The 17,217-nt window shown below is 42.4% G+C and carries 16 protein-coding genes; 2 read left to right on the top strand and 14 right to left on the bottom strand.

All coding sequences use genetic code 11. The features are described 5' to 3' along the window. Positions 1 to 251 precede the first annotated feature (251 nt). The gene (locus ACN6KS_RS05325; protein WP_280787806.1) at positions 252 to 1,463 is read right to left on the bottom strand and encodes an MFS transporter; all 1,212 of its coding nucleotides are present in this window, start codon (positions 1,461 to 1,463) and stop codon (positions 252 to 254) included. 11 nt (positions 1,464 to 1,474) lie between these two features. Then, positions 1,475 to 1,927, bottom strand: a complete 453-nt coding sequence (locus tag ACN6KS_RS05320) for a MarR family winged helix-turn-helix transcriptional regulator (RefSeq protein ID WP_094872365.1) — start codon at positions 1,925 to 1,927, stop codon at positions 1,475 to 1,477. A 281-nt stretch (positions 1,928 to 2,208) separates the two neighbouring features. On the opposite strand from ACN6KS_RS05320, the gene ACN6KS_RS05315 reads away from it, so the two are divergent. After that, complete coding sequence (locus tag ACN6KS_RS05315) at positions 2,209 to 2,748, top strand: NADPH-dependent FMN reductase (protein WP_042124617.1); 540 nt, start codon at positions 2,209 to 2,211, stop codon at positions 2,746 to 2,748. A 197-nt stretch (positions 2,749 to 2,945) separates the two neighbouring features. On the opposite strand, the gene ACN6KS_RS05310 is transcribed toward ACN6KS_RS05315, so the two are convergent. The 6 genes from ACN6KS_RS05310 to ACN6KS_RS05285 all read right to left on the bottom strand — a co-directional run bounded on the left by ACN6KS_RS05310 (position 2,946) and on the right by ACN6KS_RS05285 (position 8,999). Then, positions 2,946 to 3,914, bottom strand: a complete 969-nt coding sequence (locus ACN6KS_RS05310; protein WP_440961519.1) for an alpha/beta hydrolase — start codon at positions 3,912 to 3,914, stop codon at positions 2,946 to 2,948. A 39-nt stretch (positions 3,915 to 3,953) separates the two neighbouring features. Further along, entirely contained in the window at positions 3,954 to 5,006 is a 1,053-nt protein-coding gene (locus tag ACN6KS_RS05305) for an LLM class flavin-dependent oxidoreductase (RefSeq protein WP_094872368.1), read from the bottom strand. A 114-nt stretch (positions 5,007 to 5,120) separates the two neighbouring features. After that, positions 5,121 to 5,696: a TetR/AcrR family transcriptional regulator gene (locus tag ACN6KS_RS05300; RefSeq protein ID WP_143812169.1), complete on the bottom strand. Its 576-nt coding sequence runs from the start codon at positions 5,694 to 5,696 to the stop codon at positions 5,121 to 5,123. 164 nt (positions 5,697 to 5,860) lie between these two features. After that, positions 5,861 to 6,469, bottom strand: a complete 609-nt coding sequence (locus tag ACN6KS_RS05295) for a flavin reductase family protein (RefSeq protein WP_440961518.1) — start codon at positions 6,467 to 6,469, stop codon at positions 5,861 to 5,863. 17 nt (positions 6,470 to 6,486) lie between these two features. Continuing rightward, positions 6,487 to 7,464: a ring-cleaving dioxygenase gene (locus ACN6KS_RS05290; protein ID WP_094872371.1), complete on the bottom strand. Its 978-nt coding sequence runs from the start codon at positions 7,462 to 7,464 to the stop codon at positions 6,487 to 6,489. Between the two features lie 293 nt (positions 7,465 to 7,757). Beyond that, on the bottom strand, positions 7,758 to 8,999 hold the full coding sequence (locus tag ACN6KS_RS05285; protein ID WP_341133860.1) for a M20 family metallo-hydrolase: 1,242 nt from the start codon (positions 8,997 to 8,999) through the stop codon (positions 7,758 to 7,760). Positions 9,000 to 9,119: 120 nt separating this feature from the next. Here ACN6KS_RS05285 and ACN6KS_RS05280 point away from each other — a divergent pair, with 120 nt between their 5' ends. Beyond that, positions 9,120 to 9,992 (top strand): alpha/beta hydrolase, encoded by an 873-nt coding sequence (locus ACN6KS_RS05280; protein ID WP_440961517.1) that lies wholly within the window; start codon positions 9,120 to 9,122, stop codon positions 9,990 to 9,992. Between the two features lie 65 nt (positions 9,993 to 10,057). On the opposite strand, the gene ACN6KS_RS05275 is transcribed toward ACN6KS_RS05280, so the two are convergent. The 6 genes from ACN6KS_RS05275 to fdrA all read right to left on the bottom strand — a co-directional run bounded on the left by ACN6KS_RS05275 (position 10,058) and on the right by fdrA (position 17,209). After that, positions 10,058 to 10,510 carry a nucleoside deaminase gene (locus ACN6KS_RS05275; RefSeq protein ID WP_042124600.1) on the bottom strand — a complete coding sequence of 151 codons (453 nt, stop codon included), beginning with the start codon at positions 10,508 to 10,510 and terminating at the stop codon, positions 10,058 to 10,060. Positions 10,511 to 10,534: 24 nt separating this feature from the next. Then, positions 10,535 to 11,980: a cytosine permease gene (locus tag ACN6KS_RS05270; protein ID WP_440961516.1), complete on the bottom strand. Its 1,446-nt coding sequence runs from the start codon at positions 11,978 to 11,980 to the stop codon at positions 10,535 to 10,537. A gap of 23 nt (positions 11,981 to 12,003) precedes the next feature. Then, positions 12,004 to 12,954, bottom strand: coding sequence for a carbamate kinase (arcC, locus tag ACN6KS_RS05265; RefSeq protein WP_440961515.1), 951 nt, complete (start codon positions 12,952 to 12,954; stop codon positions 12,004 to 12,006). 31 nt (positions 12,955 to 12,985) lie between these two features. Further along, positions 12,986 to 14,146, bottom strand: coding sequence for an ankyrin repeat domain-containing protein (locus tag ACN6KS_RS05260; protein WP_179281676.1), 1,161 nt, complete (start codon positions 14,144 to 14,146; stop codon positions 12,986 to 12,988). Positions 14,147 to 14,231: 85 nt separating this feature from the next. Beyond that, positions 14,232 to 15,659, bottom strand: coding sequence for a DUF1116 domain-containing protein (locus ACN6KS_RS05255; RefSeq protein WP_094872380.1), 1,428 nt, complete (start codon positions 15,657 to 15,659; stop codon positions 14,232 to 14,234). A 2-nt stretch (positions 15,660 to 15,661) separates the two neighbouring features. Continuing rightward, complete coding sequence (gene fdrA, locus ACN6KS_RS05250; RefSeq protein ID WP_094872382.1) at positions 15,662 to 17,209, bottom strand: acyl-CoA synthetase FdrA; 1,548 nt, start codon at positions 17,207 to 17,209, stop codon at positions 15,662 to 15,664. Positions 17,210 to 17,217: the final 8 nt, after the last annotated feature.

The following is a 17,217-nucleotide window of genomic DNA, read 5'->3' as shown; positions in this document are numbered from 1 at the left end:
GTGGGGTCAAGGTCTATATTATAAGGGGGTTATGTGATTACTATAACCCTCTTAGCTTAAAAGAACATGAAAGAGACATAAAGATTGGCTTAATCTACCGATCTCTGTCCTCTGCATCAACAAAAAAAGGACCCTGCCATCGTCCGGCAGGGTCAAGGTCTATATTTAAGGGGGTTATGTGATTACTATAACCCCCTTAGCTTAAAACGATATGAATAGTACCTAAAGATTAGCTTAATCTGAAATTCCCCTTATTGACTTAAAGCTGAAGGGTTACTTCTAGACTTTGTAATCTGAATCCCAATATAAATCATTAGAAACAACACCATGAATCCAGCAGAATAACGATACATCATCCCATAATTGGATGCTGCCGAAATCGCCCCAAGAATGATGGCTCCACTCGCTACCCCTAGATCCGTTGAGTTATAAAACATACTGTTTGCCATGCCATACTGTGCAGGTGTAGAAGTTCGAAGCATCCATGCCTGTATAGTTGGCTGAATAGCTCCAAAGCCGAGTCCATAGAGCAATGCCGATACAATGAGCATTGGCATGGATGTTGTATACGAGAGCACTGCTAAGCTCGCGACGACACAAAACGCTGCGGGAATCAAAACAGCAGCGGGTCCTCTTTTATCAAATAATCTGCCGGAAATCGGTCTAATGATGATGATCGTAATTGCGTTAAATAAGAAGAACAAACCCACTTGCTCTAAATGTACCGATTCGCCGAACAAAGCGATAAAACTAAGTAATCCCCCATAAGTGATCGCGAGCAGGACATTCAGAATTGCGGGCAATACTAACTTTTTATTAAAAGGAACCTTGAGAGGTTTAGGTGATTCAATGGTTTGCTCAATCGATTGTTTTTTGCGGTGAGCTGGAAGCGAACGTGAGAACAATAGGACTGGAAAGGCAAGAAGCAGGGTGAATGTTCCTATCATCGCCAGTGTTCCAAACCCCGAATGCTTCATTACGTTCAAACCAATCATTGGACCAATGGACATTGCAAGACTGCTTGATAAGCCAAAATAGCCGATCCCTTCGCCCATTCTTTTGCTAGGAATAATCTGTGAAACAATTGTGGGAATAATCGTGCTGGCAATCCCGAATCCAATCCCATAGCCTACACGCATCAGCAGTAGTGACCCGATTGAATCTGCTGCCACATAAAGACCGGTTATGGCGGCCGCGATGGCTAAGCCAATATACAATAATACATTGCGGCTAACCTTTCGCATCAGAAAAGCAGTCATAAAACGTGAAGCAATCGCAGTTAGTGCAAATACACTTGTGACCAAGCTGACCATAATATCACTGGCTTGAAATTCACTTTTCACATAAGACGGAAATGAAGATAGCAGCATCTGTAAATTCATAAATAAAAATAAAGCACTAAACGTTAAAGCAATAAAAGATTTAGTCCAAAGTTTCGTACGTAATTCTTGTTGTTCTGGCATAACTTACCTTCCTACTCTCCATCATTTATTTGATCAATGTGATTGTTTATTCTTAGCAGCAACCCCATGAGTTGCTCATATTCATCACTAGAAATACAGTTCTTAATTTCATCTGTGACCTGATCCTCAATAGGGAAGGTTTCCTTAATTAGAGCTCTTCCTTTTTCCGTAATATAGACTTTAAAAGAACGTCGATCATTCTCCCCGGTTTTTTTATAGATCAGTCCTTTTCCCTCCAAGTGATCCAGAATTCGCGTCGTAGTTGGTTTATCCTTACCCGAACGCTTCGCGATGTCCTTCTGAATCAGCCCTTCCGTCCTGTCGACTTGAAACAGAACTGACCATTGCTCAGGTGTTATATCATATTCTTTTAACCCATTTTGGAATAACGCACTTAATTTACGATAGGTCGTTCCCATCATAAATCCTAAGGTAAGTTCAGATGAGTTATGCTTTATCGTCATGATCAGCCCTCTTCTCATTTCATTTTCGTTTTAAATAGTTGCTTAAACAATTATATTCCAGACAACTAAATTTGTAAAGGTGAGACAAAATTATAAACTAACTATTATTAAGTTGCTTGACAAAGTAAACTGAACACGGTATTATTATCTCATGTTAAAGATACTTAACTTAAAGACAACTAGAGCTAAGCACTCTTAAGATTATTTTTTTGAAGGTTGTGTAATTCATGGGATTTCTAGCCAAACTATTTGGTAGAACAAAAATCGAGGAGGAACAAACAATGTCTAAATTAAACATCGGAATTATTCTAGGAAGTACTCGTCAAGGTCGTTTAAGCCCACAAGTAGGAGAATGGGTTAAAAAGGTAGCAGATGCACGTGGAGATGCTAATTATGAGATCGTTGATATCGCGGACTTCAAACTTCCACTAATGGGAGAAGTAGATGCTACTGAGCAAGCAACTGCTTGGAATACAAAGCTTGCTACGTTAGACGGTTTCGTATTTATCGTTCAAGAATATAACCACAGTATTTCTGCATCACTGAAAAATGCACTCGATTACGCGCGTGAAGCTTGGAACAACAAAGCAGCAGGTATCGTAAGTTATGGTTCCGTAGGCGGCGCTCGTGCAGCTGAGCATTTACGTGGCATTTTGGGAGAACTGTCAGTAGCAGACGTTCGTGTACATCCGGCTCTGTCTCTGTTCACTGATTTCGAGAACGGTTCTGTGTTCAAACCAGCGGATCTTCACCTGACCAATGTAAATGGCATGCTTGATCAAGTATTGGCTTGGAGCGGTGCGCTCAAGACGCTTCGTTAAGATCACCCGCTTTAATATGATGAAATACACCTCTTAGAATAGACATTGTAAACCTATGGTTTATCCGGTCGATTCTAGGGGGTGTATTTTTTGTGTGTGATGAAATAACCACCTTGTATAGAGTCTTTTCTCGCATAATCAGCGAGGATATCAATCTACAACAAGGAGCAATGATCATATGGTTTGTGCTTGCATTATTAACAGCTCTCGCTTGGGAAGGGCGGGTGTTTGGGATGAAGTGCCCGGGCCATCGCATCTATATAGCACTGAACGGCGCGCTGACTCACTTCCGCTTCTGGAACGAATATTTCGAAAAGATGAAAACATCCGGGATACAGGTGAAATTCGATATCTACACCTGCTTGCGCAAGTCGTGTTACATATTCGATCGTCTCATCTCGGAATAGATCAAGCTGACCTACACAGGTATAGGTTGGTGGCAGTCCAGCTAAATTCTCCGCTCTCGTTGGTACCGCATAGGAAGATATCCTGCTGGCATCGTTCTCCTCGCCCAGGTACATGTTCCAAGCCGTTAAGTTGTCCGTCCGGTTCCAGATTGCACCTTCTTCCGTAATCTCATGGCTTGATGGCGTAATGTTACGGTTGTCGAGCATCGGGTACAACGGCATCTGAAAGATAATGGATGGTCCACCTTTATCTCGTACCATCAGCGCAAGTGCTGCTGTCAGCCCGCCGCCACCGCTTGCACCAGCAATCGCAACCCGATTCTCATCAATGCCAAGTGATTCCGCTTCCTCCGTCATCCATACTAAGCCAGCATAACAATCTTCGATTGCAGCTGGATAGGGGTGCTCGGGTGCCAGCCTATAATCAACCGACACGACAACACATCTAGCCGTCTGAACAAAGCGTTCACACAACTCGTCGTCCATATCAGGATGTCCTAACACGTATCCGCCCCCGTGAATCCACAGCATAGCTGGAAGCTTGTCAGCATTTCGCCCAGCAGGTTCATAAATTTTTACCAGTATCTCCCCTGCAACACCCGGAATTTTTCGACTGGTTGTGTTTACATGCTCTGACCTCTTCACTGGCGGAGCCGACACTAAACTTCTGCTCCACTCTAAATTCTCTTCCAATTGAAACCCTGGAAATTGTGAATATGCCTCTCTTAATTCTGGTAGTATACGTTTATCGATACTCATGAAAATCCTCCAATACAATAATGATTGCTTGTATAATCCTTATTCCTTCTCAGCTTCCCACTTAGCAATTTCCTCTCGTACTCGTGGAGCAACCTCCGTTCCGAGCAATTCTATTGCCCGCAACACAAGTTCATGCGGCATCGTGCTTAGTGGAACATACATCATAAAGCGTGTTATTCCTACATGCTTCCGTAGATGAATGATCTTCTGAGCAACTGTTTCCGGATCTCCAACGTACAATGCACCCTCAAAGCTTCGGGCGGCATCATAGCTGGAGCGGTCATAATACGACCATCCTCGCTCTTTGCCGAGGTTGTTCATGCCGTACTGGGTAGATGGAAAAAAGATATCTGCTGCCCGTTCCGTATCTTCTGCGACGAATCCAATCGAATGAGATCCCACCTGAAGCTGTGATACATCATGTCCAGCGCGGGCCGCCGCCTTCTTATACAGCTCTACAAGCGGAGCAAAATTCATTGGATTCCCGCCAATGATCGCCAACATCAATGGCAGACCCAAAAGTCCTGCACGAACGGCGGAGCTTTGCGTACCTCCGCTGCCAATCCATATAGGTAAAGAGTTCTGGACGGGCCGCGGGTATACGCCCAAATTATGAATTGCTGGCCGATGGCCTCCCTTCCATGTTACTTTCTCGGATTCCCGTATTTTCATAAGCAGTTCGATATTTTCATTGAATAGCTCATCATAGTCATGTAAGCCATAACCAAACAACGGAAAGGATTCAACGAATGAACCCCGGCCCGCTATAATCTCGGCTCGTCCATTGGAGATGCCATCAAGCATAGCGAAATCCTGAAACACACGTACAGGATCAGCAGATGAAAGGACCGTCACAGCACTAGTCAGGCGAATCCGTTTAGTTAAGGACGCAGCAGCGGACAACACAATTGCTGGTGAAGAAGCTGCATAATCTTCACGATGATGCTCACCAATACCAAAAACATCAAGTCCCACCTGATCCGCAAGGACGATTTCTTCAACTACTTCTCGTAATCGCTGTGCGTGACTCATCACAATTCCAGTCTCAATATCAGGCTTTGTTTCTACGAACGAAGTAACACCTATTTCCATGATTTATCACACCTCTTTTAATTTTTCTCCTGCACTACTTTTCATAAGTCTCTTCTTCACATTAAGGATGATTTACAATAACGGAACGATCGTTCCAGAATAACCAAAAAAAAATTATATTCCTGCAATTACAAAGCTTATCATCTCTTTGGCACGTTGCTGATCTTGATCTGCTTTTGCCATGATATTTATGCTTTGATGTAGATTCAGCAATAAATAAGACCACGCTTTGACATCAGTGGTTTTATCAATTTCACCTGATTGTCGGCCTTTTTCCAAAAGCTCGCAAAAAGCCTGTTCTAAATTCAAAAAACTAGTCTTTATCAATTCATTTATTTTTTCATCCCGCGACTCTAATGTTGTAGCTGCATTCGTTACAAAACACCCGCCGGGTAGGCTCGTATCGTACGCTGAAGTAATATGTTGCTCAAAAAATTGTTGAATCCCTGCTCTAACGCTTGACGCCCGTTCAAGAATGACCTGTCTATTGAAGCTAACCTTTTTGTAATGTTCCAGTGCGGCAATGTACAACGTTTGCTTGTCAGAAAAAGTATCGTAAAGACTAGATCGGCTAATGCCCATAACCTGCAGCAAGTCCGGTATGCTTGTTGCCTCATAACCCTTTTTCCAAAACAACAGCATCGCTTGATGTAGTGCTTGATCCTCGTTAAACTCTCTTGTCCTTGCCATGAGTAACACCTCCTGTAATGGCAATATAACATATCTGGAACGATCAGTCCAGATAAACCTCGAGAGAAAACCTTACGGTTTGCTTGGCATAGCTGATGACTATAATTAGCCCACAAAAAGACCTGCTCGGTAGGCTTCATCGCTTACGAACAGGTCTTAGTTTATTATTTCGGTCTTTCAATTTCAAAAATCTCACCAATCGTAGCGTAATTAGCTCCCGCTAAACGACTTACTGCATTTAAGGCCCTAGGGTCAATCCTCCCCTCCTGATAGATCGATTCATCAATGTGAAACTGAACAATTTCGCCGATGAACAAATCACTACCAGGTTCTTCTTCTCCACCTAGAGGTATCGCTTGTATAAGCTTACACTCCATTCGCACCTTTGCTTCCAATACACCAGGCACAGCTACATTTTCACTTTGGACCGGTGTAAGATTCGCTAGTTCAATTTCACTTTCTGCACTTGGCAATGAGGCAGCGGTTTGATTGATCTTCCGAACATTCTCATCATCCACAATATGCACAACAAACTGATGATTGTTATAAATATTACGGGCGGTATCCTTTAATCGCCCCGCTGGTCTTTGAATAGACAGGGAAACCATCGGAGGATTAGAAGAGACGATATTAAAATAGCTAAACGGCGCACCATTCAATATGCCCTCTTCTGATTGTGTGGTAACAAAAGCAATAGGCCTAGGAATAACAGTCCCAATTAATAACTTATAATTTTCCCGCTCACTATTGTGCTTCGGATCTATCGAAATCAATCTCCCCAGCTCCTTCTTCACTCTTTCACAAAATCGATCGTGCTTCTGACGGTATCAATAGGCCGCACTAACTTCTCAATCTGCTCACGCTTTGGCTCCAGGAATGGTGGTAATGAGAGCTTTTCTCCAACCGTTTCGTATTCCTCATCTCCCATAAATCCAGGTCCATCTGTCGCAAGCTCGAACAGGATTTGCGGAGCAACACGTGTATACAGCGACTCGAAGAAATGACGATCCACATAACCTGAGGTACGGAATCCAAAGTCTTCAAAATGCTTAGTCCACTCATCCAGCATGGCCCGATCCTCTACTCTGAAAGCAGCGTGGTGAACCGTACCAAAGCCTTGACGCGAATTCGGTAAGTCCTCGTTATGCTCTACAATAATTTGTGCACCATTTCCGCCTTCGCCGACCTCAAACAAATGATAAGCATCTTCTTGACCGATTTCTTTAAACTGCATAACTCTTTCCAACATTTCTTTAAAATAACTGAAATCAGCTATACGTACAAAGATCGGTCCCAAGCCAGTAATCGCAAACGCTAAAGGAATCGGTCCTTTTTGCCATGGTGTTCCTGATGCGACCCCTTCATTAAATTCATCAGAGATCAGTTGATATTGTTGGTCATCAAAATCCACGAAGGATAATGTCTTTTTACCAAACTGCTCTATAATTCCGGTATGCTTCACATCCAGGCGATCAAAACGTTTTACCCAGTAGTCTAATGCAGCATCTGTTGGCACCCGGAAGGATGTCTTGGCGATTTCATTGGTTCCGTGTACGCCTTTAGGAATGTTAGGGAAGTCAAAGAACGTCATATCCGTTCCGGCACTGCCCTTATCATCTGCAAAAAACAAGTGATACGTTTGAATATCGTCTTGATTGACCGTTTTCTTCACTAGACGCATTCCCAATACGTATGTGAAGAACTCGTAGTTTTTCTCTGCGCTGCTTGTGATGGCTGTTACGTGGTGGATCCCTTTTAAATTTCTCATGATTATACACTCCTAAAGTTTAGTTTGATTTCGTAATATAATTCCCTGATCAAGAAAGATTAATTGAATTATCTTAATGTTAAGATATCATTCAAAAAAATCCCTTTCTACCGTTTCATCCTATGCTTCATAGAATACTATTCCTAATAATTATCTTTACATTAATTATCTTTAACTTAAGATAAATTTAACACACTCCTTTGTTGTTGTCAACAAACCACGATAAACGATATGCAAAACAGCCTTGTTCAGTACGTGAAGAAACATAATGAACAAGGTTGTGAAAGATAAACCTAAGTCTGTCTTACAAACGCATAACGAAGAACAGCTTCTTCTAAGATATCAATCCCCATAATGATATCATCCATATCTGTAAATTCATTAGGATGATGACTAAGTCCATCTACAGAAGGAACAAAGATAAGCCCTACTGGGCAAAGTTTGTTCATGTTCATGGCATCATGCCCTGCCCCACTAATCATCCGTTGACTCAATATCCGCTTCTCTTCACAAATGGATTCTAGAACCTGACTGATCTCATCAGATAATAGGACAGGTTCCTCCGAAATAATTTCCGTACTCTCAATTACAAGTTGTCTATTTTCTTGTACTAAGGATATTGTTTGATACAAATGGTCTAACACACGTTTCCTGGATGCCACTGAAGTAGATCTGATATCAATTTTAATTTCCACTTCTCCCGGAACCACGTTCATAGCGCCATTCAAGATATCTATCACCCCTAGCGTCGCAACCGTTCCAAATTCTTGTTCGAGTTTGGCTGCTTTCTCAAGCTCAAGTGCTATTTCTGAGGCACCCAGAAAAGCATCTTTTCTCATATTCATAGGTGTCGTTCCAGAGTGGGATGCCTTCCCTGATATTTGAATATGAAGCCTCACGGGTGCAGCAATTCCAGTCACAATTCCAATTTTTTTATTATTGTTTATTAAGACAGGACCTTGCTCAATATGTAATTCAAAAAACGCTTTTAATTCTTCATTTTCTCTACTCGCCTGATCAATACTGTTATAATCCAGTGCACATAGCGAAAATGCCTTTTCCATTGTAATACCGTCTTTGTCCTTCAAAGATCTATATTTCTCCTTCTGAAATAACCCTGACATTATTTTGCTGCCAACTGTTGAAATACCAAAGCGCGAGGATTCTTCACAGGCAAATGAAATAATTTCGATCGGATGATCCGTTTCAATCCCTTTTTCGTTTAGACGTTTGATCACTTCCAAAGCAGCCGTTACACCCACTACACCATCGTACTTCCCACCTTGATATACCGTATCCAAGTGAGAGCCCATTACAACGGGTGGGAGCCCTTCTATCTTCCCGTTTCTTCTAGCAATCACATTTCCGCAATGATCCATCCGGATATCTAAATCTTCAGCCTTACACATCCGCATAAAAGCACTTGTACATGTCTGCTCTTCATTGGTATAGGCAATTCTAGTGATGCCCTTCTCACCCGAGTTATATTGATTAATATTATCAAATAAAGCCTGATATCTTCTCTTTCTATCCATGCCAGTATCTCCAATCCTGAGTATTTATGATTATGGTTTCATCCAAATTCGTGAAGATATACAATAGAGGTAGCGCTAATCTTTAAAAATCACTTACTTGATGAGGTGTAATGGATAGCTATGAAGAAGACCATTATTTTTAAAGAAAATGATCAATTTACCATTAAAGCTGATTTTTATGAAACAAACCGTCCCCAAGCCCCTGCTATTGTGTACATTCACGGAGGCGGCCTACTTTGGGGGGATCGAGAAGATTTATCCGAGGAAATGATACAACTTTACACGACTAATGGTTTTGCACTATTTTCGATTGACTATAGACTAGCCCCTAGGTCAACACTTAATGACATTCTAGAAGATGTCAAAGATAGCCTTCTTTGGTTAGCGAATAAAGGGCCTCAACAATTCTCCATTGACCCCTCAAGAATCGCTGTGGTAGGAAGCTCGGCAGGTGGTTTTCTTGCGCTGTGCACAGGAATGTTCCCCCATAAGCCACGTGCCATTGTCTCCTTCTATGGCTACGGCGATATTAGTGTACAGTGGGCACTCGAACCAAGTAAATTCTACGCTGAAAAAGATATCGTCTCTAAGGAAATTGCCAAACGTTCGGTGTCCGATCAAATCATTACGAACGCAAGCGTTGATGAGCGCTTCCTTCTTTATTTATATGCTAGACAGTCCGGTAACTGGATCCAAGAAGTGACCGGCTTAACTCCTTCACTACATAAGGAAGAGCTCCTAAAATTCTGTCCGATTTATCATGTAACTAAGGAATTCCCCCCAACATTGTTACTGCATGGAACGAACGATGTAGATGTGCCGTATGAACAATCTGCATTCATGAGGGCTGCGCTAGTGAAAGAAGGAGTACCGGCAAAGCTTATTACTATTCCAAACGGAGAGCATGTATTTGAAAAAGATTTCAATAACCCTGTTGTGCAAAAAGCTCTTCATCAGGTGATTGATTTCCTCCAGCATCATCTTACTGAGTAAGTCTGTAAAAGAACAGGAAAATCCGGCACTAAAATAGTGCCGGAAAATATAGGATACCGCCTGGATTATTTCTTGTTTAATTCGTGGAAATGCGTCCATAAATGATCGCAATCTTCTCTTGCTTCCACTTTGATCATATTGACAACACTCTCATCATGCCCCACAAAATATTCGCGAAGGTGGATGTCAGAGAAGCCATGCTCTTTCGCATCGTCTCTTGTGCTGCAATAATGAACTTCTTTAACACCTGACCAAATGATAGCGCCCATACACATTGGACAGGGTTCACAGGTTGCGTATATTACGCAGTCCGATAAGTCCATGGTGTCTAGCTTTTTGCATGCTTCTCGGATGGCTACCATTTCCGCATGTGCAGAAGGATCCGTATCTCTCATCATCGTATTGCTAACCGCTGCAATTACTTCATCGCCTCGAACAATCGTTGCCCCAAACGGGCCCCCGAATTTCTTGTTCATACCCTCGATCGTTGCGTCTACGGCCAATTTCATGTAATCCATTTCAAAATTCCTCCTCTAGTTTAATTAGGATGATTTTAGTTTTTTGCTAAAGATGGTATATAGAATAAACGAAACTATTAAGCCACTAAAGAAAGCAAAATCATTCATCCTAACTAGGAAGGGGATACCCTTAAGAAATGCACCTGACATAGGAAGGATGAAGCTGACTGCTAGAACAGCCATCGCAACAGGATTGTAACCATTCTTATATTCACCGTTGCTGCCTGCTGGGACATAGATATGGTCAAGATTTAATACTCTTTTCCGATGAATAAAGAAGCTTGAAAGCATGATACCCGCAATTGGACCAAAGATGGACCCGATAAAGCTATAGAAATAAAACAACGTCGTAGTGCTTTCTACAAGCTTCCATGGCAAAATCAAAGTTCCAACGACGGCTGTTAAGACACCCGCAGTCTTTACAGTGAATTTTTTCGGGAAAAGAGATGACATTTGCAAGCCAGCTGGCAATAAGTTGGCAAACACTACGAAGGCGATTGCTCCTACGTTTAGCGCAAGAATCAATACAACAACCGCGAAAGTGTTTTCAATTTTATCAATGGCATGAACGATATTGAAGATCGGTTCACCAAACGCAATTTCAGTACCCGCGATTAAAGCCACACAAGTGATGGCAAAAAGAATATAAGACAAGATAAACCCTACAGGCAATCCAATCATAGCCGCTCTTGGTGATTTCGCACGATGGGTGAAGTCAGACATATTTACAACAGGACCCGCCCAGTTAGATACCAATGCACTCACGCAAGCAATAAAGACTAGTGGACTTGAAGTTGGGTTCGCCGGTACATACTCTAAAATCGGGCCAAACCCTCCAGCAATCTTGATCGCCCACAGCGCAGCACCAATAATAAACACATACACTACCGGGGATGACCAGTTACCGAACTTACCCAGTGTTTTCATTCCCCCTAAGAACAACAGCACAGTTGCTGTCCAAAGAATTGCGTAGGAGATCATGGTCGGAAATGCTAACCCGAATAGTGTAAACCCGCCGCCTAAACTCATATAATCCGGAATAAATCTAGCAAATATAACATTTAATGATTCTGCACCTACAACGGTTGTGGTTCCAAAGAAGACTAACCCGGCAATAAGCCCCCGTATTAATGCAGGGATTATGGCTCCTTTTACTCCAAAGGAATCACGAAGCAGCATCGCAAATGGCAGCCCATACTTGGAGGCAGAATACCCATTTAAAGCATAAAATGCAGAGACAATAATGGCTGAAAGCATAACGGCAAAAAGCACCTGTGTTGTATTCAGTCCTAGGACGAAGAAACCTGCCACTGTCATATAAGACATAATATTATGGACAGCGCCCATCCAGAGTGTGATATAGTTGGACATTCCCCAGTCTCTTTGCTCAGGCTTTTTGGGCAGTAATTCCTCACCATAACCGTATGATTTGTACCTGTCATAATTTAGTTCCAATTTTGCTTGATCCATATCTACACTTCCCCTCGCTTAAATTACTTCACGATATGAGTGCCTGCTTGTTCATTCATCGCATCCTTTAAGCTTTCCGGATTCGTAATAATAACTCGCGTTCCGCTGTTCTCTAAGAAGCTTAAACTCGCCTCGATTTTAGGCAGCATACTTCCTGCTGGGAAGTGATTTTCTAGCACATATTGTTTAGTCTCATCAACCGTCATTTTGGAAAGCTCTTTTTGATTCGGCTTACCATAGTTGATGCATACTCTGGACACTCCCGTTGTAATAATTAAGGTCTCCGCATGGATTTGTTCTGCTAAAAGACTCGTTGCAAAATCCTTATCGATGACTGCATCAACACCTTGGTACGTGTTATCCTCAGCCTTCACGACTGCGATACCTCCACCACCTGCAGCAACAACGACAAAGCCCCCGTCGATTAATGACTTAATCGCGTCTTTCTCCACAATATCTATAGGTCTTGGGGACGGAACTACTCTACGATATCCTCGGCCAGAGTCTTCTACAAAGCTCCATTCAGGATGTTCTCTTTTCATTTCTTCCGCTTGCTCTTTGGAAAAGAAGGATCCTACTGGTTTCGTCGGATTCTTGAAATTAGGATCTTCTGAGCTTACTTCGACTTGTGTAATCACCGTAGCCACATTCTTATGGATCCCTCTAACTGCAAATTCATTAATTAAAGCTTGCTGAATTAAATAACCGATTCCACCTTGTGTATCAGCCCCACAATTCACTAGTGGAATAGGAGACATGCCGGCAATTTCATGTGCAATCTCAGATCTTCTTAGTCCAAACCCTACCTGTGGTCCGTTACCATGAGTAACGACGACATTGTAGCCCTCTTGCACCATATCAACAATATTAACGACCACTTCTTTTACTGCTTCAGATTGGTCATGAATCGAATCCAGGCCATTTTCCTTGACCAATGAGTTCCCGCCAATAGCAACGATTACAGTCTCTTTCATCTGATGCCTCCTATGTTGCAATTCTTATACGCTAACCGAGTAACTCAAGAGATTGCTTTTTGTGTGAGTGGTATAACGGATTCGTTGGATCATTCTTAATGGCGTTCTCAATAGCCTCAATGGCCTCTTTATGCTTACCAAGCGATCTTAGACTGTTCGCTTTATGGAAAGAGAAGTCATATCTATGGGGCTGAAGCGCGAGAAGCTTATCCATCTCGATAACTGCTTCTTGGTGTCGCCCAAGTTCTCTTAAATAATTGGTTTTGTGGTAGCGATAGAACGTTTCATTAGGTGCCAGCTCACAGGCTTTATCATATTCCTGAAGAGCTTCCTCCGGTTTTTTCCACAATCTCAAAGCATTCGCTGTATAGAAATAAAATTCTAAATTCATCGGATTCATAGATAAAGCGCTTTCATAGCACTGAAGTGCCTCTTCGTATCTCTTTACTTGTTGCAAGAAATAACCTTTATAATAGATGAAGTCCAGGTTGTCAGCATCCGCTTCCAGCGCCCTGCCCATGACAGATATAGCTTCTTCATATTGCTCTTTGTTAGCAAGAGCCTTTGCCTGCTTCACATATTCGTTATTTTCTTGGAAGCTTTGTTCTAGAATCTTCACCACTGTATGCTGACCATTCTCTTCGGCACGTTGTAGGGATGAGAGCCCATCCCGATCAGGCAAATGCACATCTGCCCCCGCATGGACAAGTGCTTCAATAATGTCAGAATATAGCCGCCCCCCGTTGCCCAATATAACTGCTTCAAGCAGTGCTGACCAACCTAGGGCGTTGACATGATTCACAGGAACCCCGGCATCAATACATACTTCCACGGTTTTTAAGTAGCCCTTTTCACTTGAGGGTAGCAGTGCTGTTCCTCCAAAACGATTTACGCTCTTCAAATCAGCTCCTCCAGCAATCATGAGACGCAGAATTTCATAAAATCCATTTGCTGCTGAGCATATAAACGGCGATAATTGTGTAATATCTCTAGTGTTTACGTCACTTCCTGCTTCAATTAATCTCTTAGCAATCGTGATTTGATTGTTTTGAGTTGCCGCCATTAACGCTGTTCGCCCTGCAGCATCTTTATAATCAACACTGGCACCCTCGTCTAATAGTTTCTCAACAAAAGCCAGTTCTCCCTGTTCACTCGCTTCAATAAGTTTTGTATTCAAGGATAGATGATCCAAAATTGTTCACTCCTTCACAGCCTAGCACGAAGATGTTCGTCTAGCTCCAAATAAGAATGGTGGGCTAAGCAAATTAGCCCTTTTCTTATTTAATATTTTCACTTAATGCGAGTAAGGCTTGTTCAAATGCTTCGATTGGAGGATTAACAATACCCGCACCAATCATTCCAATCCCCGCATCTTTATGTGCAATGGCTGTATTGATAATCGGCATAATTCCTGTTTGGATGACTTTTTGAATATCAATACCTGTTGGAATCCCTATAAAGTCAAGCATTGGAATCGTTACATTAGGATTTTCAGTGGTTGTGATTTCTGCCATTTTTGTGGTGTAGCTGATGGCATCATCAACGGTACCCCCCACAAGCGAAACAATAGCCGGTGCAGTTGCCATAGCAAATCCGCCAATTCCATAGGTCTCCGTAATCGCACTGTCACCAATATCAAGACCAGAATCCTCAGGTTTATAACCAGCGAACATAGGACCTATTACTTGTTGTGCTGGACCTGTAAACCATACGTTCCCAGCGATTCCACTCACGCGGATACCGAATTCCACTCCGTTACGAGCCATGGTGGTAACAATGGTACTATTCTCAATGCCATGCGCAGCATCAAGGGCACATTTACAAAGCGCCATCCACGTCGGGCCCGAGAAATAGTCGCTGCTGCTAACGAATTCAAACACTTCTTTTTTCTGTTCAACAGTGAAATCGGTTTGGATAATATAAGGCGTTAGCGCTTGAATGAGCAGGGTTGTTCCAGCTACATTTCGGTTATGACACTCGTCCCCCATATGAAGGGCTTGTGACAGCATTAGGCGCAAGTCAATCCCATTGGGATTTAGCTTCATCGCATCTCTTAAAATTGGACCCAATACATCTCGCATCCAAATCAAACGCTGGATAACACTCTCGTCATTAGCACCCATACGAAGGATTTTGGACATTTGTTCACTTAAATTTGTATAGGCAATATTTCCATAAGTTTTATTCTCAACAATATGCATAAACATGGAAGCCGATGTTACGCCAGCCATGGAACCAACACAGTTATGTTCATGACATGGCGAGAAAATAATCTCTCCAGACTCGGCTAGTACAGCTGCTTCTTCAAGATTGTGGGCAAGTCCTTCAAATACAATAGCCCCTGTTACCGCACCTTTCATCGGACCATTCATTCGTTCCCAAGTGATTGGCGGGCCAGCATGTAAAATCGTATTTTTCGTCATACCCGGAACCACATTGATCGCTTGGTCAAAGCCAATCAGTACCGGTTGCGAGTTAATAATTCGCTCAACAGCCTCTTTGTTAGCAGCTTCAATCTTAGCTGTAACCCTTGGGTCTTCAAGCTTATCCAGCGCAGCAATTAATTCTGTATTACCTCTGCCTGGCGGCGTCCACTCCAAGTGAGTTACATTCGCGTTTTGTTTTAACAAATCATCTCTAAAGTTCGCAATGCCTACATTTATGACATTTAGTTTATTCGTAAAAAGTGCATTGATTTTACTCATGACTATTCTCCTTTCACAACGAATTCTCTTGCTAGTAGACCTGCGTTCTGACTGCTGCTAGCATGTGTAGCACCAGAAGCTAACAATTTATTAATTTGACCTTCAATATTTTGACTATCCAGCTCGGTTCCAAGAATGTATCCAATAATCTCTAGATGTCTTCCTTCATCTTCAGCGGCTTGCTTCGCTTCGATAATCGCTGGAAGCATTGCGCCTACAGGATCTTCGTGCGCTCCGAAGCCTAGAACAAAGTCCATCACAATAACACCGACAGAAGGATCTTTTGCTTCTTGAATAAATCTTTCAATCCGAGTGGATGGATCTATCATTGGATGTGGCTTACCTTGTGTAAATTGGTCGTCTCCGAAGTCAATAAAGGTATGAGCTTGGCTTACTCTAACATCTTTTAAGCGATATTCAGAATCTCTCTGAATGTTACTGTAGACATTATCGAATTTCTCCATAGCAATGTGCATCGCTTCATCACAGAGCGTACCGCCACTGAATAGTCCACGGATATATTTTTGCTGAGGATTTAACTTCGCACGCACTTCTTCAATAAGCGGGAGATTTAACGTACGTTTGTTAAGCATCGATTCGTCTGCCCCAGCTAAAAGTACCGCTTTAAGCGCCGCTTCTTTTGACATTTTTGCAAAATGACCGCCAGCTTGGGCGACCTTTTCTTCATTCCCACCCACAAACCAAACCACGACTGGTTTTTTACATTGTTTAATTTGTGCTAGTACTTTCTCTTCTACACTTGGTGCTGGTGGTTTAGATACGAGAACAATAACCTTTGTTGCATCGTCCTCTTCTAACGCTTTAATTCCGGCCAGCATCATAATACCGCCAACCTCTTCACTTAGATCTCTGCCGCCTGTACCGATCAACTGTGTGATTCCACCGCCAAATTCATGAATACGAACCGTTACCTCTTGGCTACCTGTTCCTGATGCGCCAACGATCCCGATATTTCCTTTTCTCACGGCATTTGCAAAGCATAATGCGACATTGCCAATAATCGCAGTCCCACAGTCTGGCCCCATCATTAACAAGCCTTTTTCTTGGGCTAAAGTCTTTAATTCAATTTCATCTTCAATACTTACATTGTCGCTAAACAGCATGACATGAAGATTATTTTCAAGAGCTTTTCTTGCTTCTCTAGGAGCGTAGCTCCCATTTACGGCAATAATCGCTAAGTTAGCTTCAGGAGTACCGTTTACAGCTGAGGTAATGGTTGAGTATTTAACCTCACTTTTTCCCTTAGAGGAATCTTTCTTTTTCGTTAACAATTCATTGATGCTATCGAAAGCACCCTCACATAGCTCTTCAGAGGCAGCCTTCACAATAATCACTAAGTCACTTGTTTTGGCACTTTCTACTTCAGGTGTCATCAAGCCCACATTTCTAATGACCTCTTTATTCATTTCAGTCCCCATTGCAATAATGGCTTGTTCTACGATTTCGATCTGATTCGCTTTGGTTGAGAGTGACATCAAAGAAACGGAATCGATATACGTGTTTGGTTTTACTAAAACTTGAACAGTCATACTTGTAC

It is taken from the genome of Paenibacillus nitricinens (assembly GCF_052056485.1).
Lineage (GTDB): Bacteria > Bacillota > Bacilli > Paenibacillales > Paenibacillaceae > Paenibacillus_AQ > Paenibacillus_AQ nitricinens.
Note: the sequence above shows the minus strand (reverse complement) of the source record. Positions and strands in the feature narration are given on the sequence as shown.